The organism is Rahnella sp. PCH160 (genome assembly GCF_047784855.1).
In the GTDB taxonomy this organism is placed as follows: domain Bacteria; phylum Pseudomonadota; class Gammaproteobacteria; order Enterobacterales; family Enterobacteriaceae; genus Rahnella.
The window spans coordinates 3,440,070-3,459,225 of the sequence record NZ_JBLOGT010000001.1 but is presented as its reverse complement, the minus strand read 5'-3'; the positions used below and the strand labels follow the sequence as shown (position 1 = coordinate 3,459,225).

Sequence of the window (19,156 nt, the reverse complement as noted above, 5' to 3'; positions counted from 1 at the left end):
TCCTCAGAAAATCAATCAGGCCAGACTTTTCAGCACCGCGTCCGCCATGCGTAATGCCAGTGCTGTACCGGACAGCGTGGAATTCACCGTGGAGGCCGACGGCATAATGCCGGTGCCGGCAATAAACAGGTTCGGGTGGTCATGTGTACGGCAGTTGCCATCCACCACGGAATCTTTCGGATCGCTGCCCATAATCATGGTGCCGGTGATGTGCTGGTTGTTGTCGTAAACGCCACGCTTGCTGTAGACCACTTCGGTGCCGCCCATCTCTTTGACGATCTTCTGGAAATCGAGCATTGACTGGTCATAGCCGCGATGCACGTATTCCGGGAACTTGTAATGGACTTCCAGACGCGGAATGCCCCATTCGTCTTTCTCTGTTTTGCTGAGGACCACGCGGTTTTCCGGCTCCGGCAACATTTCCAGCAGGCATTTCAGCTGGATAAAACGCTCGGACTGGAACGCCAGTTTGTCGTTCAGCGCTTTGCCGTAATACCCCTGGCGCACCAGCCGTTCCGTGAGATAGCGCACCGGCGAGGTGTTGGCGACGTCGATACGCAACGCGGAACGGTCACTGCGGAATTCGCCGTCGCGCAGGTTGTTGATACTGCCCGGCCGCATCGGGCCACGGCCGAAATACACCGGTTCGTCGGCATAGAATTCCACCGAGGTGCCGGGATGGTCCATCAGGTTACGGCCAACCATGCCGGAACTGTTGGCGATGCCGTCCGGATATTTATCGCTGGTGGACAGCAGCAGCAGTTTCGGGCTTTCGATGCCGTTTGCGGTCAGAACAAAACGCTTACCGGTGACTTTGTGTGTGACTTTGTCGGCATCCAGATAGTGCACCGCGACAATTTCGCCGCTGTCGCTGGCTTCGATTTTGTACACCACGGCATTGGCGATCACGCGCACACCGGCTTCGATGGCTTTTCGTGCGGAAATCCCGCCGTGGTATTGCGCATCAATCGGGCAAACCGGCATACAGTTATTGTTGCCACAGCAGGCAGGGCGGCCATCGTATGGAATACTGTTGCGCGCCTGTGGGCCGATGCCCAGTACGTAGCCCAGTTTCGCAATCCGTTTGCTCATGCGGTCAAAACCGTAAGGCAGCGGAATGCCCGGCAGCGGATAAGGCTGCGAACGCGGGGAATCCAGCGCATCGTCACCGGAAACGCCCATCTGAATTTCGGCTTCGGTGTAATACGGTTCCAGCTCTTCATAACTGATGGGCCAGTCGCGTCCGATGCCGTACAGCGTTTTGATTTTCATGTCGTTGGGCAGCAAACGAAACGCCTGACCCGCCCAGTGCCACGTTGTGCCGCCGACGCCGCGCAGGTATTGCGCCGCATACACATCCGGGCCTTTCTGAATCAGATAGTTGTTATCTTTTGGCTGGAATTTTGGTTGCGGTGCCCAGGGTTTTGGCGGATACGGCTCGGTAAAATCGCCTTTCAGCGGCGACTGGCGAAAAAGTTCGACCGCTTCGTCTCGTTTGATTACCGGCCCGGAATCCAGCATCAGCACGGAAACGCCGGCTTTAACCATTTTCAGCGCGGCGAGCGAACCGGCGATACCGGCACCAATGACGACGACGTCAGCATTCAGCGCATCAGCCATGAGTGACCTCCGGGGCATTTTGTTGCGTGGTGGCAGGTTTGTTAACCCAGAAATTCGGCTCGCCCGGCGCGTAGCTTGGCGGCAGCAGGTTATTTTTCAGCAGCTGATAGCTGACAATATTTTCGAATCCGATGCATTTCTGGCTGCCGGGCTGGCCGACCACGCCGAGATACCAGCCGCTGACCAGTTGCTGATAAAGCTGCGCCAGTTCCGCCGGTTGTTGCGCCAGCAACTGATGCAGGTCATCGCCGACCACGCCATCATGCGCGGTGAGCAGCGCGGACAGGGCATCTAGCCGGATATCGAGTTGCTTATCATGCAGCCAGCTGTACAGCGCCTGGCCGAGATGCGGCTCCAGAGTTTCCATCCCGGTCAGGTGTTTTGACAGCGTCATAAATCCGTCGGGCATAGTGATGGCAGAGGCCAGCGGCGGTGCGGCGTGTGCCAGCGTGGCAAATACGCCACCGCCCAGCATCTGGCTGCCGAAACCCGCAGCCAGCACGCCCGCAGTGCCGAGAACCATCCGGCGACGAGAGAGATTGATCATGCTGAAATTCCGTATAGGTTCTGAAGCGGCCACGGGCATGGCCGCCAGCAAGAAGGATTATAGAAAAGTGCCTGTTATTTCAGGACGCTGGCGGCTTTTTCAGAAGACTGGTTATCAATCTCCTGCTTCGGCGTGCTGACGCCCACGGCACCGACCACTTCGCCGTTCAGGGTCAGCGGGAACCCGCCGCCCAGCGCCACCGCGTGCGGAATTGCCAGCACCGTGGTTTCGCCACCGGCCAGACGCTGCATGAATTTCAGCGAAGGTGCGTGATACAGCGCAGAGGTGCGGGCTTTGCCGATAGAAGCATCGACACAACCTGCCGGAGAACCGTCGAGGCGCTCGAATGCCAGTAATGAACCAGATGAATCAACAATGGCAACGCAGCCGGTGCTGTGTTGTTCGGCCAGCGTGGATTTTACGCTCTCGATCACTTTAGCAGCCTGGGCGTTATCGAGCTGAGGATGCTCCGCGGCGAAAGCGGATGTGGCAGAAAATAGCAGTGAGGTGACACAAAGTAGTGTTTTAGTGGTGCATTTTTTTACAAACATAGACTTATCCCTTGTAACGATTGCTACAACATTGCCTTGAAAGTGTTTTTAAATAAGCATCTGAAAATAAACAATTTAAAACCATATGGTGAAGCCAGTCTGAACATTTTGCGATGTTTCTTAATGGCACAACAAAGAAAGTGCTATTGCTTTTTGTTTCGTGGATGTTAATTCAATTAACAAAGGAGGAGAAGTGACGGTCGCGGTGAGTCACTAATTGATACAGGGTTTTTTTGGGGTATTCCCCCAAATCGGGCTGGCAAGCCTTACAGAATAAGGCATGAACATTTTGTGCGAATATGTACCGGATGATCCGTAATAATTGATGGAATATGATCTGAACAACAAAAAACCTCCGGTAAAGGGAGGTTTCGGGATGACCAAAATGTGAGGTTTTAGTGTATGAGGTCTTTCGTGCGGCCTTCCGGGGCCGGAACGGCGCGGGCACGGCTCTCCAGCCAGGCGATAATGCTGTTTGCCGCCTGTCGTCCGTCGTCCATGGCGGTCACCACCAGATCGGCACCGCGTACCGCATCGCCGCCGGCAAAAATCTGCGGGTGACTGGTCTGGTAGGGGAAAGCACCAGGGTGAGATGTGATCAGACGTCCGGCAGAATCACGCTCGACGGCCAGTTCATTCAGCCACGACATGGCGTGCGGCTGGAACCCGAATGCCATAATAATGGCATCGGCCTCGAGTAAGAATTCAGAACCGGGGATCGGTTCAGGCCGCCGCCGCCCGCTGGCATCCGGCGCACCGGGCGCGGTTCGTAACAGGCGAATCCCGCACACGTTGCCCTGCGGATCCAGCCCGATACTGACCGGCTGAACGTTGAACTGGAATTCAGCGCCTTCCTCACGGGCATTTTTCACCTCTTTTTTCGAGCCAGGCATGTTCTTCTCGTCCCGGCGATACGCACAGATCACGCTGGCCGCGTCCTGACGCAAAGACGTGCGCAGGCAATCCATCGCCGTATCGCCACCGCCCAATACCACCACGCGTTTGCCTTTCATACTGATATAGGGTTCGTGCGGCAGTTCAGGTAAATGCATCAGATGTTTGGCATTGGCAATTAAAAACGGCAGGGCGCTGAACACACCCGGCGCGTCTTCGTTTTTAAGCCCGGCTTTCATCGACTGGTACGTTCCGACGCCAAGGAATACAGCATCAAATTCTTCGAGTAAATCGGTGACGCGGGTATCGGTGCCGATGTCGCGGTTCAGGCGGAACTCAATGCCCATTTCAGTGAAAATCTCCCGCCGTTTCGCCAGCACCTGTTTATCGAGCTTGAACGCCGGAATGCCGAACGTCAGCAGGCCGCCGATCTCCGGGTGACGGTCGAATACGACCGCGCTCACGCCGTTGCGCGCCAGTATGTCCGCGCATCCCAGCCCCGCAGGCCCGGCGCCGACAATGGCAACGCGGTAATCGCTCTGTGTCACGGCTGACATATCGGGCTTCCAGCCCATCGCCAGCGCCGTGTCAGTGATGAAACGTTCGATATTCTCGATGTTCGCTGAACCGGATTTTTTCAGTGTGCAGGAACCTTCGCACAATCGGTCTTGCGGGCAAACGCGGCCACAAATTTCCGGCAGGCTGCTGGTGCGATGAGAAAGTTCGGCGGCTTCCAGAATTTTGCCTTCTTTGACCAGCGACATCAGGCCGGGAATATCGTTATGCAGCGGGCAGGTCCAGGCGCAGAACGGATGATCGCTGCACTGAATACAGCGCCCGGACTGCTCCTCCGCCTGTTCGGGTGTAAAGCGGCGGTAGATCTCGTTGAATGTGGTTTTCCGCTCGGCAATATCAACCCGTGTGGCATCGAGACGCGGGGGATTCAGCGCCCCGGTGAACACCGTTTCTGTCGCCCGTGGGCGTGGCGCAGGCCGGTAACTGTATTCCTCCAGTGCGGAAAGCCGCTGTTTGCCGGCGCGGTTTTTCCGCAGCGTTTGCTCCGTCACCAGATGCAACGCCTGTGTCGGGCAGACATTCACGCAGGCCTGACCGGCCGTATTCCCTGCGCAAAGATCGCATTTTTGTACCGCCGCGCCGTGGGGGAGAGAATCGTCTGAATAACCGATAACGTCGAGTGCGCCAAACGGGCAGGCAATCACGCAGGTTTTACAGCCGATGCATTTTTCCTCCAGCAACTGAACGCCGCTGTCACGGTAAACCAGCGCGTGCGTCGGACAGACGCCGACGCACGGCGCTTCTTCGCAGTGGCGACACAACACGGCATTGCTGAAATTGTCATTTTGGATGACGTGGATGCGGGGTAAAAACGCGTCTCTTGCAGGGTAACGTTGCGCATTGTGCGACAAAACGCAGGCCACTTCGCAGGCGCGGCAGCCGATACAATCTTGCGGATCAGCCAGGACAAATTGATTCATTTTATCTTCTCAGCCCCGGCTCTCCGTACTTACTGAAAGCCGGATCTTTGTATGTGCGCGGGGTTTTACTTTGAAGAGAATAAGAGGACAAAACCTGAGGTTTTGTGAGTGAGATCACATTTTACAGCTGTAAACGTTTCAGCTTAGTCAATTAACCCTAAAAAGATAAAGGATAATTTCGCACCCGGATTTTGAGCGAATTTTCAATTGGGCTACAGCACAGCTTTTCTTAGCCCGATCAGCCATTTGCACAGGATTTATGAGGGGGGAAGGATTGACTGATGAGCGTGCCGCGACGCATTTATCCGTTATAAACGGATTACGCGCCGCGGCGGTTCTGGGCGGTTTATTACGCGGGTGGCCAGTTGCTGATACGGCATTCGTCACGATGAAAATTGAGCACGCGGCTGCGGTTTGAAATCAGCCTGACGCTGTAACCCCGGAAGTAGAGGCAGAAGTTTTTCTTCCACGGGCCATCGGGAAGTTCGACCAGCAAACGGCCTGCGCCCAGCGACGTGAGTTGCCCGCTGGCGCTCAACGTGCCGACGCCCATTTTGAGCTGATCGCCTTCAATATCAAATGCGGCGTTTGACCCGGGATGATACCAGCGTCCCTGAACCATTTTCAGGCAGTCATTGGGTTCGACTGGCGTGAAATACCGCGATGCATGGCCGATTTCGCCCTGAACCGCCTTGCCATCCCAGCGCAAACGCATCGGCATATGCGCGGAAAGCGTAATCGCTTCTCCGGCGTCTGCACCCTGATACAAGTTGTCGGCAGAGCCGAGATAACTGGCCGTACCGTTGCTGACTTTCAACCAGTACGGATCGGCGGTGCTGGCATAAAGTCCGTCCGGCAGTGCGTGGCTGCGCGGCGGCAACGGCGCGGCGAGCAGGGCGGACATCACCTCCAGCGCGTGGGTATATGCGGTAGTGTCTTCGCGGTTGGACACCAGCGCCACACCAACGTCCAGCGCGGGATGCAGCAGGAAATAGGTTTTGTAACCGGCATGAGAACCACCGTGGCCGTAAACCGTGTGCTCGCCGATTTGGGTGGATGTGGTGCCCAGACCGTAAGCCGACGGAATATCGCCGTGAAGATAACGTTGTTCTGTCAGGGTTTTCAGTACGCCCGCGCCGGGACCGGTGTTGCTGAGTAAACTTTGCAACCAGACGCTCAGCGAACGCACGCTGCCGGTCAGGCTACCGGAGGCGGAAAGATGCAGACCGGCGACGGCGTTTTTCCAGCCGGTCGTGTCCTGCCAGTATCCCGGCACCAACCCCGGAACGATATCAAACCAGGTTTCCGGCGCGTGGAAAGGGATGTCCAGCGGCTGCGCGATATGCTTTTGCAGCAGGTCCTCGAAAAGAATCCCTTTTTGTTTCAGGATTTCTTCAACCAGCCGGTAGCCGGTGTTGCTGTAAGAAATCTCGGTACCCGCCGGGAAATTCAGTGCGCCGTCCTGTGCCAGAAAATCCATGATCGCCCCGGCTTCGCTGACGTTATAAACCGAGACACCCAGCAGCGATAAGGTTTCGCGCACGTCCGGCAAACCGCCGGTCATGTCCAGTGCCTGACCTATCGTGACCTGCGCCATCGGGGCTTTTAATTGGGGTAAATGCTGGCCGAGTGTATCGCTGAGGGAAAGTCCTGCATCGCTGTGAAGCAGTGCCAGCGTCGCAAAAATATGTTTGGTGACAGAGGCATAACGCACGACGGAATCAACGCTGAAAGGCTCTGCTGTGGTCAGGTTCGACAGGCCGCCGGCGGCGTGACAGCGTAACGTTTTGCTGTCGAAGAGGGTAATTGCGCCGCCCGGTTCGCCGGGTTTATTCCATTTTTCAGTGATGCGTTGTGCTGTCTTTTCAGCCGCCTGCCACTGTAATGCAGACTGTGCGGTGGATGTCATCAACATCTCCTAATTTGTCTATCAGTGAATAAGGTGGGCAGCCCGGACTGCCCGTGGTAACCGAAATAACCGACGGGGCTATTCAGGCTCCTCTAAACTGAGACTTAACGATCTTAACTCTGCTGTGTGCGGATGGGTGACGTTGCCTGTCCGCAAATCGTCGGCACTCAGAAGCTCGACCATTTCACCACCAATCATGACGCCAATGCTGGTGCAAAGATGCGCAACGACGGCCAGATTGTGGCTGACCAGAATATAGGTCAGTTTGCGGCGCTCACGCAGATCGCTCAGCAGGTTCAGAATTTCAGCCTGAACCGAGACGTCCAGTGCGGATGTCGGTTCGTCGAGCAGAAGGATTTCCGGCTCTGAAATCATCGCCCGTGCAATCGCCACGCGCTGACGCTGCCCGCCCGAAAGCTGGTGCGGGAAACGAAAACGCACGGCCTGCGGGAGGCCGACTTCGGTCAGAGCATCGGTAATGCGTTTTTCGATATTCAGGAAACCGTGAACGATCAGCGGTTCACTCAGAATACGGTCAATCGTCTGACGCGGATGCAGCGAACCATATGGATCCTGAAAGACCATTTGTACACGGCGGAAAAATCGCTTCTGCCGCACCGGCATCTGGTCTTCGCCACCAATCACCATTTCACCCGACCACGACTGATTCAGCCCGGCCAGCGCGCGCAAAATCGTCGATTTTCCCGAGCCGCTTTCGCCGACAATGCCAAAGCATTCGCCGGGGGCCACGCTGAAACTGACGCCTTTGACCACTTCGGTGTCACCGAAAGCAATGCGCAGGTTATTGAGGATGATTTTGCTGTTATCTAAATACGGGGATTTTCCTGTCATGAGGTTTTCCAGGCTTCGTCACGCACCAGCACCGGCAGTCTGTCACGCGGATGTTTCAGCGATGGCAGGCACTCCAGCAGCCCGCGCGTGTAAGGATGTTGGGCTTTCAGCAGATCGCCGGCCTGTAAGGTCTCGACGATGCGCCCGGCGTACATGACCGCCACGCGGTCGCAAAATTTCGAGACCAGTGGCAAATCGTGGCTGATCAGAATCAGGCCCATGCCACGGCTGGATACCAGATCATCGAGCAATCGCAGAATTTCCGCCTGAACGGTGGCATCGAGCGCGCTGGTCGGTTCATCGGCAATCATCAGCTCAGGATCCGGTGCCAGCATCATGGCAATCATCACGCGCTGGCCCATTCCGCCGGACACTTCGTGCGCGTAACGTTGCGCCACTTTATGCGGTTCGCGGATTTTTACCTGATCAAGCAGGTCAATGGCGGCGTTCATCGCCTGTTTCTTCGAACCGCCTTTGTGCGTCTGCCAGGCTTCGGCCACCTGTTTACCCACCGGCATCACCGGATTGAGCGAGTATTTCGGATCCTGAAGGATAAAGCCGACGCGCTTTCCGCGTATCTGGCGCATCTGTTTTTCGCTGGCGTTACGTAAATCAATACCGTCAAAAGACAGCGTTTCCGCGCGGCACTTCGCGCTGGACGGCAGCAGGTTCATCAGACAGCGCGCAGTCAGGGATTTCCCTGAACCGCTTTCGCCAACAATACCGAACTTTTCCTTACCCAGAGAGAGCGAAACGCCGCGAACGGCATCGAAACTGCCGCTGTTGGTCTGGAAGGTAATATGCAGATCTTTGATATCAACCAGCATCATTTTTCCTTAGGGTCGAGGACGTCGCGCAGCCCGTCGCCGAGAAAGTTAAACGCCAGAGAGGTCACGAAAATGGCAATGGCCGGAATCAAGGGCACCCACCATTCGCTGAACAGAAAACGGCGTGCGGTGGCAATCATCGCACCCCATTCCGGCGACGGTGGTTGTGCGCCCATGCCCAGGAAACCCAGGCTGGCGGCGGTGATAATGATCGAACTCATGTCCAGCGTGATGCGCACGACCAGACTCGGCACGCACAGGGGCATGATATGGCGCAGCACGATGCGGGCAGGTGTGGCACCGGTCAGACGGCAGGCCGCGATGTAATCCGTGCCGCGCACCTGCATGGTTTCGGCGCGCGCCAGACGGGCATACGGCGGCCAGGCGGTGAGGGCGATGGCGAGAATGGCGCTTTCGATGCCGGGCCTGAGTGCCGCGACAAAGGCCAGCGCCAGAATCAGACGCGGGAAAGCCAGAAATATGTCGGTGATGCGCATCAGAATGCGATCCAGCAATCCGCCGGCATAGCCCGCGACACAGCCGATCAGCAGGCCAACTGGCGCGACAATCGCCACGACGATAATCACCATGCCCAGCGTGATGCGTCCGCCGTAAAGAATACGGCTCAGCGTGTCGCGGCCCAGTTCATCGGTGCCGAGCCAGTGCAGGGACGACGGTTTCGCCAGACGGTGCGCCAGATCCTGCGCACCCGGATCATAGCTGGTCAGCCACGGCGCACAGAGTGAAATCAGAAGAACCACCAGCACGGTAAACAGGCCGGTGATCGCCAGTGGATTTTTGCGCAGGCCGAGCCAGATACGGTATCTGCGCCCCCAGACCGCTTGCGTGCGGGTGTGAGGCGTATCCGCCAGCAGCCAGTCGCGGCTGCCTGCGCGGGGTGGTGGTGTGACAGGTAAAATGCTCATGTTACGCGGGGATCCAAAAGTCGGTAGAGAAGGTCGGCCAGCAGGTTAAGCAGCACGTAAATAGCGCCAATCAGCAACGTAGAGCCGATGACCGGGTTCATATCGGCGTTCATCAATGACACGGTGAGATATTGCCCGAGGCCCGGCCACGAGAAGACGTTTTCCGTGACGACGGCGCCTTCGAGCAAACCGGCGTAAGTCAGTGCCAGAACCGTAATCAGCTGAACGCCCACGGTCGGAAACGCGTGCTTCCAGATGACGCGCTGCGCTGACAGCCCTTTGGCGCGGGCGGTGATGACGTATTCGCCGCCGAGCGCGTTGAGCATGAAGGTACGGGTCATACGCGTGATGTAGGCCATGCTGAAATACGCCAGGATCAGCACCGGCTGAACCATGTGCGCCAGCGCATCCCAAAACGCGCCCATATCACCGGCGAGCAGGGAATCAACCGTCAGTAAACCGGTGACCTGCGGGATCATATCCTGATAGATGATGTCCTGACGGCCCGGACCGGGCGCGATACCTAACGCGGAGTAAAAAATCAGCAGGCTGAGCAGCGCGAGCACAAATACCGGCAGCGAGTGACCGGCCAGACACACCACGCGGATGGTCTGGTCAATCCAGCTTCCCTGACGCGTCGCCGCCCAGACACCCAGCGGGATGCCGACAATAGTCGCAATAATAATGGCCGCCGTGGCCAGTTCGAGCGTGGCCGGGAAGAAACGCGCGATATCTGTGGTGACCAGATTGGACGTCAGGGCAGACCGGCCTAAATCACCGTGAAAGACCTGACTGATGTAGTGAAAGAACTGCATCCAGAGGGGCTGATCCAGCCCCATTTCATGACGAACCCGTTCGACGACTGCCTGCGGTGCATTGTCGCCCACCGCAGCCAGAACCGGGTCCGTCGGCATCACGCGACCGATAAAGAAAGTCACCACCGACAGACCAAACAAAGTAAGACAAACGCTGATGCAGGTACTCAGAAAACCATTGAGTCTCTTGCTCACGCTTTAACAACCTTCTCGTAGGGGCTGGTGCTCATTACAGTCAATACCACACCGGAAATCACGTTACGGCAGGCGGCGGTCATGGTCGGTTGCAGCATGATGATAAACGGGCTGTTTTCCATATGTTTGGTCTGCAATTCTTCATAGAGTTTGATGCGGGTGGCCGGATCAGATTCCTTCAGCGCTTTGGTACTGAGGTCAGAAATCTCTTTGTCCTGCCAGCTGCAACGCCAGGCCAGCGTGCGACTTTTCGCGGCGTCGGTGTTATCCGGGTTGCTGCAAAATGCTTCGGCGTTAGAGTTCGGGTCAAAGTAATCTGCGCCCCATTGTGTCAGCGCCAGTTGCTGCTGACGTGCGCGCATTTTGGTGAGCACCTGACGGCTTTCGGCGGCGAGCAGCGTCACTTTTATCCCGACTTCGGCGAGGTTGGCTTGCAATGCCTGCACGATGTCAGAAGAAGGTGAAGCGGAATAGTGATCCAGCGTGATCTCAAAACCGTTCGGGAAACCGGCTTCGGCCAGCAGTGCTTTGGCTTTCGTCACATCACGTTTGTACATGAGGGTATTGACCGCTGCCGGGAAACCTTCAGGCAGGAAACTCTGGTGGATTTTGTGCGTCAGCGGCACGATGTGCTGCTGAATATTTTCGTAATCAACCGCCCATTTCAGCGCCTGCCAGACCTGCGGTTTCGCGAGGTTAGGGTGCGCGGTGTTGGCGGAAAGCATGTAAGTCCCGGCGATACCTTTGCGCACCAGCGTGAAGTTTTTGTCGTTCATCAGCGGACGCAGTTGTTCGGTCGTCAGGTTACGGGCGATATCCACGTCGCCTTTTTGCAGCATCAACAACTGGGCGGAAGGGTCAACGATATGGCGCATGATGATGCGCTGGATTTTGCCTGCGTGCGGGTTGTTCTTGTTGCTTTCGAGAATGACGGATTCGCTGACTTTCCAGTCGCGCAGTTTGAAAGCACCGGAACCGGCGCTGTTTTTCTTCAGCCAGGCGTTACCCAGATCTTCACCCACCTGATTGGCCAGACAGGCGGACTTCTGCACGATGCTGCCGACGTTGGCCGTCAGACAATATAAAAGGAAGGATTCAGAAGCCGGTTCAGCGGTTTTGATCACCAGCGTTTCTGCGTCTGGTGCAGTAATCAGGCTATCGACATTCTCTTTGGTGTAACCAAACTGGTTGATGATGTAAGCCGGGCTTTTATCCAGTTTTACGACGCGTTGCAGGGAAAAAGCGGCATCTTCAGCGGTAACCGGTTTGCCGTCAGCCCATTTGGCTTTCGGATCCAGTTTGAAGGTAAAGGTTTTTTTATCGTCAGAGGAGGTCCAGGAAAGGGCCAGATCGCCTTCGATTTCATCAGGGGAGGCCAGCTTGGGTTTCACCAGTTGCTGATACATATTGCCGGTCACTTCGCTGCCCACGGACTCAAAACTTTCATGCGGATCAAGGCTGGTAATGATGTCGAGCTGAATCGCCATCACCAGAATTGACGCGGGCGTTGCAGCAAACACCGCATCAAATTTAAGGTATGACAGCACAGGTATTGCAGAGAAACCGGTAACAAATTGACGCCTGGTAACCATAACTACTCCCATAGTATTGATATATATAAGTAAAGTTAAAAATTACATTGTCATACCCTTGACGCAGACTCAGACAACGGGCTTAAATGAAAAAACGTTGCTACGCACCTGTCGACGTTTCGTATCGAAAAAACTAATCTGAAGCGTACTGTGTTTGTTCTTCGTTGGTGCAATCGTTCGCAGGTGATGCACTCCGTCTGAGCAAATCTTCGTTGTCTTAGCCATGCTTAATCAAAGGTAGACCTTTTTTATGAATAACGTAGCGCACGGAACCGAAGAACTAATGCCGGTATTTGATGGACATAACGATGTTTTGCTACAGCTTTGGAAAGAACATCGTCAAAATCCTGAACGCGCATTCCTTCAGGGCCCCGCCAGCGGACAATTAGACCTGCCGCGCTGTCGTGAAGCGGGCTTCGCCGGCGGCCTGTTTGCCGCGTGGGTGCCCACTCCTGACACAGGCATTGCAAATAGCGTGCCTGATCGCTCAGTCGACACGCGATTCCTTGTGGAAGGGACTCAAAAACATCCTGATTTTTCGCCGACACCTTCTTTCGATTTTGCACGCGATGTCACATTTGGCATGATGGCGTTTTTGCTCAGAATTGAAGAACAGTCACAGGGAAAGGTGAAAATCTGCCGCACGGCGCAGGAAATCCGTCAGTCTATTGATAACCATGCATTAGCTGTGGTTATGCATATCGAAGGCGCGGAAGCGATTGATGAGGATTTGTATAATCTGGACGTGCTGTACAGCATGGGGCTGCGTTCACTGGGGCCTGTCTGGAGTCGTCCGAACATTTTCGGCCACGGCGTGCCGTTCAAATACCAGACCTCGCCGGATACCGGGCCGGGGCTGACGGAGGCGGGCGTCCGGCTGGTGAAAGCCTGTAATCAAAAGCGCATCATGGTTGACCTGTCGCATCTGAACGAGAAGGGATTCTGGCAGATTGCCGGTTTGAGTGATGCTCCGCTGGTCGCCAGCCATTCCAACGCATTCAGCATTTGTCCGCAGTCACGTAATCTGACCGACAAACAGCTGGCTGCCATCAAAGAGAGTAACGGTTTTGTCGGGCTGAACTTCGCCGTGCCCTTCCTGCGTGAAGACGGCAAAAGAAGCGACGATACCGGCACCGATATTATGGTGCGCCACGTGGATTATCTGGTGGAGCATCTGGGTGAAGACGCCGTGGGCTTTGGCTCTGATTTCGACGGCGCGTCGATGGCACCGTTTATGGCAGATGTGCGTGGTTTGCCGGTGCTGGTGAACGCATTACGCGAAGCAGGTTACGGGCAGGCGCTGCTCGAGAAGATTTGCTACAAAAACTGGGTGAACGTTTTGGAAAGAACCTGGGGAAAATAACGTTCGCTGAGAACTACGCAGCGACGTGAATGGCAGAAAGTAAAAAGGCAGCCCCGAAAGGCTGCCTTTTGCTTTGTTGCGCTGATCAGACTTATTTGAAGAAGTCTGCGCTCACGGTCAGGTTGCCACCGCTTTTGTTCTGCCACTGACGGGTAATGTGGTAGAACTTGGCGCCTTTCGCCGCAGCACGGTTCGCCACTTCCTGCGAAACGTCCGTGGTGCTGTTGAAGTGACCGGTGAAGGACGTGGAATCAAACGGCACCATCTGCGCGGCGGTCACGTCGTTCACTTCCTGAATTTTTGCACCGTTGGTTGCTGTGACAGTGTAACGTTTACCAGTAGAAGTCTGCGTTTCGAAGAAACGGCCAACATCACGGCTTGGGCTGCCGGAAGAGGCCACACCCGGTATTTCAACTTTCTTCGCTTCTGCACCGCCGGCTGCCAGCGCGGCTTTACCTGCTTCAGAATCTGCAGGGATAGCATCCGGAGACTGAACAACGCGTTTCGGCGCATCTTTCTTATAGATGAATGCAGTGATGTACTGGTTGCCGCCGCTGTTGGCATCAATCTGACGCACGATGAAGAAAGAGTAAGCCCCTTTCTGTTTCGCGGCCGTCGTGATGGCATCATTAACGTCTGGCTGGCTGCGGTAGAAACCGCTGACAGTCACAGTATCAAAAGGCTCAAGGCCGTAAGCGACGTCTTTTGGAAGCTCTACAACGCCGTTAATCACGCGATAGTGTGGGTCATTGCTGACTTCAGGCGCATCTTTTTTATAGATATCTGCAACTACGCGCCAGTTACCGCTATTGTTAGTGGTATTCGTATCTTGAATATAGAAATAATCTGCACCCAGCGTATCGGCACGGCGGGAGACCGCGTCAGACGCGTCGCCCAGCGTGTTAAATCGCCCGGAAATAACAATGCGATCAAAAGGCTTGATGGCGGCTGCTTTCTGCGGGCTAATTTCCTGCGCGGCATGTGCTGCGGACAGCGCAGAAATAGAAAACAGGGCCGATGCGATGATCGTTTTTGTCAGCTTCATAAAAAATCCTTTCACCTTGCGCTGTAATGTTGAAACGTGCTGAATTCTTGATGTGTAACAGGTTAGCGGCCGATTATTGCATGTAACAATGCTGAGTGTCTCAGCAATTTATGGCAATAATGCGAGCGGTATCGAGATAACACACCTCTTTTTTTACTGCCCTTAACTTATATAAGTTTGATGAATAAACCAAGTAGTGAAATAAATGTTAATTATTCACTATTTTCTAACTTTTATGCCCGCGCCGGGCGGGTAGAGTGACACTGACCTGAGTGATTGATCCGGTATAAATAGGATTCTCAGGTGAAATAAGGGCCTGTTTCTCAAGGTTTGCAGCAGGTTTGCGGAGCATATCAATTTTTTTATTATTAATTGTCTGACTATCGCTGCGATACGTAGATTATTGATTAGATATTCAGTAGGTTATACCCAGCCTGCAAAAACAGATTTTCGGTCGTTTATATAACCGACAGGTTGGTAATTGAATTGTTATGTCGATGACACAAATCATCAATGAAAAGGGTGAAGGGAATACTATGCGTATTGGTGTACCAAAAGAGCGGTTGACCAATGAAGCCAGGGTTGCAGCCACGCCGAAGACGGTGGAACAGTTGCTTAAACTCGGCTTCACGGTGGCTATCGAACAAGGTGCCGGTAAGTTAGCCAGCTTTGAAGATTCCGCGTATGAAGAAGCGGGAGCCTCGGTCGTCACTGGCGATGATGTCTGGCGATCAGATATCGTTTTGAAGGTGAATGCGCCTGAAAACGATGAAATTGACAAATTACAGGCAGGAACCACGCTGGTCAGCTTTATCTGGCCTGCGCAAAATCCTGAGCTGATCCAAAAACTTGCCGACCGTCAGGTGACGGCGATGGCAATGGATTCCGTACCCCGTATTTCCCGCGCGCAATCTCTCGATGCTCTGAGCTCGATGGCGAACATCGCCGGCTACCGTGCGATTGTTGAAGCTGCGCATGAATTTGGCCGTTTCTTTACCGGGCAAATCACCGCCGCAGGTAAAGTCCCGCCTGCAAAAGTCATGATTATCGGTGCCGGCGTTGCGGGTCTGGCCGCCATTGGCGCTGCTGGCAGCCTCGGTGCTATTGTTCGTGCGTTTGATACCCGCCCTGAAGTGAAAGAGCAGGTACAAAGTATGGGTGCGGAGTTCCTGGAACTGGACTTCGAAGAAGAAGCCGGTAGCGGTGACGGTTACGCGAAAGTGATGTCCGAAGCGTTCATCAAAGCGGAAATGGCGCTGTTTGCGGCGCAGGCCGAAGAAGTGGATATCATCGTGACTACTGCGCTGATCCCTGGCCGTCCGGCACCCAAGCTAATCACCAAAGAAATGGTCGCCTCCATGAAACCGGGGAGCGTCATTGTCGATCTGGCGGCGCAAACCGGCGGTAACTGTGAGCTGACCGTTGCGGACAAAATCACCACCACTGAAAACGGTGTGAAGATCATTGGTTACACCGATCTGCCAAGCCGTCTGCCGACCCAGTCTTCCCAACTTTACGGCACTAACCTGGTTAACCTGCTGAAACTCCTGTGCAAAGAGAAGAACGGCGAAATCGAAATTGATTTCGACGATACCGTTGTGCGTGGCGTGACCGTAGTGAAAACCGGGGAAGTGACCTGGCCTGCGCCGCCGATTCAGGTTTCTGCACAGCCACAAGTGAAAGCCGCTGAACCGGTAGTGAAAGCAGAAGCAAAACCGGCTAATCCGTGGACCAAATACATCATCATGGCCGTCGCCATCGTGCTGTTTGGCTGGCTGGCGAATGTTGCTCCGAAAGAGTTCCTGTCCCATTTTACCGTTTTCGCGCTGTCTTGCGTGGTCGGTTATTACGTGGTCTGGAACGTCAGTCATGCGCTGCATACCCCGTTAATGTCGGTCACTAACGCCATTTCAGGGATCATCGTGGTGGGTGCCGTGCTGCAAATCGGTCATGGCGGCTGGGTCAGTTTCCTGTCCTTTATTGCCGTTCTGATTGCCAGTATCAATATTTTCGGCGGATTCACCGTCACTCAGCGCATGCTGAAGATGTTTCGCAAGAACTAAGGAATAACATATGTCTGGGGGTTTAGTTACAGCAGCATATATTGTTGCCGCTATTCTGTTTATTTGCAGCCTTGCGGGGCTGTCAAAACATGAAACATCAAAGCAGGGTAACATTTTCGGTGTCACCGGGATGGCTATCGCGCTTGTCGCCACCATCCTGGGGCCTGACTCCGGCAATGTGGGCTGGATTATTGTGGCAATGGTGATCGGTGGTGCGATTGGCGTTTATCTGGCACGTAAAGTCGAAATGACCGAAATGCCTGAGCTGGTCGCAATCCTTCACAGCTTCGTGGGTCTGGCGGCGGTTCTGGTAGGCTTTAACAGCTATCTGGATCACGGTGCTGTGCCGATGGAAGGCGTGATGGAAAACATCCATCTGACCGAAGTGTTCCTCGGGATCTTCATCGGTGCGGTGACCTTCACCGGTTCCATTGTGGCGTTTGGCAAACTGCGCGGGATTTTCTCTTCCAAGCCGCTCGCACTGCCACACCGTCATAAGCTGAATCTGGCGGCGCTGGTCGTTTCTTTCGTGCTGATGGTGACGTTCGTTCGCACTGAAAGCGTGGGCCTGCAAGTTCTGGCACTGCTGATCATGACCCTTATCGCGCTGGGCTTTGGCTGGCATCTGGTGTCCTCCATCGGCGGTGCGGATATGCCGGTTGTGGTGTCGATGCTGAACTCGTATTCCGGTTGGGCAGCAGCGGCAGCAGGTTTCATGCTGAGCAACGACCTGCTGATTGTTACCGGTGCGCTGGTGGGTTCTTCCGGTGCGATCCTGTCTTACATCATGTGTAAAGCGATGAACCGTTCGTTCATCAGCGTGATTGCCGGTGGTTTCGGCACTGACGGTTCTTCTACCGGTGATGCGGAAGAAATGGGTGAATACCATGAAGCGTCAGCTGAAGACGTGGCGGATATGCTGAAAAACGCCAGTTCAGTGATTATCACCCCAGGCTACGGCATGGCGGTGGCGCAGGCGCAATATCCTGTGCACGACATCACGGCTAAACTGCGCGCGAAAGGCATCAAGGTGCGTTTTGGTATTCACCCGGTTGCCGGGCGTTTGCCGGGCCACATGAACGTGCTGCTGGCTGAGGCGAAAGTGCCGTATGACATCGTGCTGGAAATGGACGAGATCAACGACGACTTTAGCGATACTGACGTTGTGCTGGTTATCGGTGCGAATGACACCGTGAACCCGGCAGCGCAGGAAGATCCGCGCAGCCCGATTGCGGGTATGCCGGTGCTGGAAGTGTGGAAAGCGCAGAACGTTATCGTGTTCAAACGTTCAATGAACACCGGTTACGCCGGCGTACAGAACCCGCTGTTCTTCAAAGAAAATACGCAAATGCTGTTTGGCGATGCGAAAGAAAGCGTAGAGAAAATCCTGCGCGCGCTGTAATTGTCCGGCAGTAATGAAAAAGGCCAGTCTGCTGACTGGCCTTTATTTTATCTGTCTTTCAGACGTTAATCTTCGTCATCTTCTTCTTCATCGTCCGCCGTAATAGGGCACTCGAAATCGTCGGGTTTGATGGCCAGCAAATCACATTTCAGATGGTCGATCACCTGTTCGGTGGTATTGCCGAGAAACGCTGCAGACAAACCGGTACGCCCGATAGAACCCAGAACCACCACACCCGCTTGCAGATGCTCCGCAATGTCTGGAATGACTTCTTCCGGCAGGCCTTTTTCCACATGCGTGAATTTTTCGTCGAGCTGGAATTTCTGGCGCAAGGCTTTCATCGCAATCAGATGCTGACCGCGGATCGCGTCGTTGTAGACGCTCGGGTCAAAATCGGGAAGTTCGATGGCGATATTAATCGGTGTCACCGGATAAGCACCCACCAGATGGACTTCTGTCTGGTTCACATGGCTGGCAAGATCGATAGTTTCCTTCACCAGTTTGATGTTGAGCGGGTCGTGATAAGGCTCCTCACTGGAAAGGTTAACGGCAACCACCGCTTTACCGCCTTCCGGCCAAGGCTGGTCTTTCACCATCCAGACCGGACAAGGGCACTTGCGCAGTAAATTCCAGTCCGTCGGCGTGAAAATGACGGATTCAAGACGGTCATGCTGATGAGCCATTTTCAGAATCAAGTCATGATTTCCGGAAATCACTTCCTGAATAATTGCTTCAAAAGGTTTGTTATGCCAGACCACTTTGACATCAATCGCAATGCCCGCGTCGACGTAGTAGTGACATTGCTCTTTAATCCATTCTTCCCTTTCGCTGATCACACTCTGACGCATGCTGGTTCGCTCATCCGGCGAAAGCATGGTCGTCATCTCGTAAGAAAAATCATAAATGGACAGGAACGCTTTGATGCGGCCACCGTTACGTTGTACCAGATAAACGGCGCGACGCAGTGCGGGTTGGTCATCCTGATTGGGGTCGATAGCAACCAGTAAATTCTGATACTTAGCCATGGGGACTCCTTAACACCTGTAAGAGAACGGCGGT

At 54.6% G+C, this 19,156-nt stretch carries 15 protein-coding genes; 3 read left to right on the top strand and 12 right to left on the bottom strand.

Annotated elements, in window-relative coordinates; all coding sequences use genetic code 11:
* Positions 1 to 15: 15 nt before the first annotated feature.
* From ACM5QY_RS15920 to ACM5QY_RS15875, 10 genes are all read right to left on the bottom strand, one after another.
* Complete coding sequence (locus ACM5QY_RS15920; protein ID WP_416121712.1) at positions 16 to 1,620, bottom strand: GMC family oxidoreductase; 1,605 nt, start codon at positions 1,618 to 1,620, stop codon at positions 16 to 18.
* Entirely contained in the window at positions 1,613 to 2,167 is a 555-nt protein-coding gene (locus ACM5QY_RS15915; RefSeq protein ID WP_416121711.1) for a sugar dehydrogenase complex small subunit, read from the bottom strand. Before ACM5QY_RS15915 ends, ACM5QY_RS15920 begins: the two co-directional genes overlap by 8 nt.
* 74 nt (positions 2,168 to 2,241) lie before the next feature.
* Positions 2,242 to 2,718, bottom strand: coding sequence for a GlcG/HbpS family heme-binding protein (locus ACM5QY_RS15910; RefSeq protein ID WP_416121710.1), 477 nt, complete (start codon positions 2,716 to 2,718; stop codon positions 2,242 to 2,244).
* 395 nt (positions 2,719 to 3,113) lie between these two features.
* Positions 3,114 to 5,108: a formate-dependent uric acid utilization protein AegA gene (gene aegA, locus ACM5QY_RS15905; protein WP_416121709.1), complete on the bottom strand. Its 1,995-nt coding sequence runs from the start codon at positions 5,106 to 5,108 to the stop codon at positions 3,114 to 3,116.
* A gap of 349 nt (positions 5,109 to 5,457) precedes the next feature.
* Positions 5,458 to 7,017: a serine hydrolase domain-containing protein gene (locus tag ACM5QY_RS15900; RefSeq protein ID WP_416121708.1), complete on the bottom strand. Its 1,560-nt coding sequence runs from the start codon at positions 7,015 to 7,017 to the stop codon at positions 5,458 to 5,460.
* 78 nt (positions 7,018 to 7,095) lie between these two features.
* The gene (locus tag ACM5QY_RS15895) at positions 7,096 to 7,869 is read right to left on the bottom strand and encodes an ABC transporter ATP-binding protein (RefSeq protein WP_416121707.1); all 774 of its coding nucleotides are present in this window, start codon (positions 7,867 to 7,869) and stop codon (positions 7,096 to 7,098) included.
* Positions 7,866 to 8,696, bottom strand: coding sequence for an ABC transporter ATP-binding protein (locus tag ACM5QY_RS15890; protein WP_416122902.1), 831 nt, complete (start codon positions 8,694 to 8,696; stop codon positions 7,866 to 7,868). Before ACM5QY_RS15890 ends, ACM5QY_RS15895 begins: the two co-directional genes overlap by 4 nt.
* Positions 8,696 to 9,622 carry an ABC transporter permease gene (locus ACM5QY_RS15885; protein ID WP_416121706.1) on the bottom strand — a complete coding sequence of 309 codons (927 nt, stop codon included), beginning with the start codon at positions 9,620 to 9,622 and terminating at the stop codon, positions 8,696 to 8,698. The genes ACM5QY_RS15890 and ACM5QY_RS15885 overlap by 1 nt, the downstream gene beginning before the upstream one ends.
* Positions 9,619 to 10,632, bottom strand: coding sequence for an ABC transporter permease (locus ACM5QY_RS15880; protein WP_416121705.1), 1,014 nt, complete (start codon positions 10,630 to 10,632; stop codon positions 9,619 to 9,621). The genes ACM5QY_RS15885 and ACM5QY_RS15880 overlap by 4 nt, the downstream gene beginning before the upstream one ends.
* Positions 10,629 to 12,224 (bottom strand): ABC transporter substrate-binding protein, encoded by a 1,596-nt coding sequence (locus ACM5QY_RS15875; protein ID WP_416121704.1) that lies wholly within the window; start codon positions 12,222 to 12,224, stop codon positions 10,629 to 10,631. Before ACM5QY_RS15875 ends, ACM5QY_RS15880 begins: the two co-directional genes overlap by 4 nt.
* Before the next feature lie 250 nt (positions 12,225 to 12,474).
* On the opposite strand from ACM5QY_RS15875, the gene ACM5QY_RS15870 reads away from it, so the two are divergent.
* Positions 12,475 to 13,587, top strand: a complete 1,113-nt coding sequence (locus ACM5QY_RS15870; protein ID WP_416121703.1) for a dipeptidase — start codon at positions 12,475 to 12,477, stop codon at positions 13,585 to 13,587.
* A 91-nt stretch (positions 13,588 to 13,678) separates the two neighbouring features.
* On the opposite strand, the gene ydgH is transcribed toward ACM5QY_RS15870, so the two are convergent.
* Positions 13,679 to 14,632: a DUF1471 family protein YdgH gene (gene ydgH, locus ACM5QY_RS15865; protein ID WP_416121702.1), complete on the bottom strand. Its 954-nt coding sequence runs from the start codon at positions 14,630 to 14,632 to the stop codon at positions 13,679 to 13,681.
* 536 nt (positions 14,633 to 15,168) lie between these two features.
* Here ydgH and pntA point away from each other — a divergent pair.
* Positions 15,169 to 16,695, top strand: coding sequence for a Re/Si-specific NAD(P)(+) transhydrogenase subunit alpha (gene pntA / locus ACM5QY_RS15860; RefSeq protein ID WP_416122901.1), 1,527 nt, complete (start codon positions 15,169 to 15,171; stop codon positions 16,693 to 16,695).
* 10 nt (positions 16,696 to 16,705) lie between these two features.
* Positions 16,706 to 18,097, top strand: a complete 1,392-nt coding sequence (gene pntB / locus ACM5QY_RS15855) for a Re/Si-specific NAD(P)(+) transhydrogenase subunit beta (RefSeq protein ID WP_416121701.1) — start codon at positions 16,706 to 16,708, stop codon at positions 18,095 to 18,097.
* A gap of 65 nt (positions 18,098 to 18,162) precedes the next feature.
* Here pntB and uspE read toward each other — a convergent pair whose 3' ends face one another.
* A complete protein-coding gene (gene uspE, locus ACM5QY_RS15850; protein WP_416121700.1) occupies positions 18,163 to 19,122 on the bottom strand; it encodes a universal stress protein UspE in 960 nt (319 codons plus the stop codon).
* Positions 19,123 to 19,156 lie beyond the last annotated feature (34 nt).

What these genes read in the sequence shown, in the direction of transcription:
- ACM5QY_RS15910 (WP_416121710.1), bottom strand. Translation starts at nt 2,718, where the DNA reads ATGTTTGTAAAAAAATGCACCACTAAAACACTACTTTGTGTCACCTCA.
- ACM5QY_RS15875 (WP_416121704.1), bottom strand. Translation starts at nt 12,224, where the DNA reads ATGGTTACCAGGCGTCAATTTGTTACCGGTTTCTCTGCAATACCTGTG.
- aegA (WP_416121709.1), bottom strand. Translation starts at nt 5,108, where the DNA reads ATGAATCAATTTGTCCTGGCTGATCCGCAAGATTGTATCGGCTGCCGC.
- pntB (WP_416121701.1), top strand. Translation starts at nt 16,706, where the DNA reads ATGTCTGGGGGTTTAGTTACAGCAGCATATATTGTTGCCGCTATTCTG.
- ACM5QY_RS15890 (WP_416122902.1), bottom strand. Translation starts at nt 8,696, where the DNA reads ATGCTGGTTGATATCAAAGATCTGCATATTACCTTCCAGACCAACAGC.
- ACM5QY_RS15920 (WP_416121712.1), bottom strand. Translation starts at nt 1,620, where the DNA reads ATGGCTGATGCGCTGAATGCTGACGTCGTCGTCATTGGTGCCGGTATC.
- ACM5QY_RS15885 (WP_416121706.1), bottom strand. Translation starts at nt 9,622, where the DNA reads ATGAGCATTTTACCTGTCACACCACCACCCCGCGCAGGCAGCCGCGAC.
- ACM5QY_RS15870 (WP_416121703.1), top strand. Translation starts at nt 12,475, where the DNA reads ATGAATAACGTAGCGCACGGAACCGAAGAACTAATGCCGGTATTTGAT.
- ACM5QY_RS15900 (WP_416121708.1), bottom strand. Translation starts at nt 7,017, where the DNA reads ATGACATCCACCGCACAGTCTGCATTACAGTGGCAGGCGGCTGAAAAG.
- ACM5QY_RS15915 (WP_416121711.1), bottom strand. Translation starts at nt 2,167, where the DNA reads ATGATCAATCTCTCTCGTCGCCGGATGGTTCTCGGCACTGCGGGCGTG.
- pntA (WP_416122901.1), top strand. Translation starts at nt 15,169, where the DNA reads ATGCGTATTGGTGTACCAAAAGAGCGGTTGACCAATGAAGCCAGGGTT.
- uspE (WP_416121700.1), bottom strand. Translation starts at nt 19,122, where the DNA reads ATGGCTAAGTATCAGAATTTACTGGTTGCTATCGACCCCAATCAGGAT.
- ydgH (WP_416121702.1), bottom strand. Translation starts at nt 14,632, where the DNA reads ATGAAGCTGACAAAAACGATCATCGCATCGGCCCTGTTTTCTATTTCT.
- ACM5QY_RS15895 (WP_416121707.1), bottom strand. Translation starts at nt 7,869, where the DNA reads ATGACAGGAAAATCCCCGTATTTAGATAACAGCAAAATCATCCTCAAT.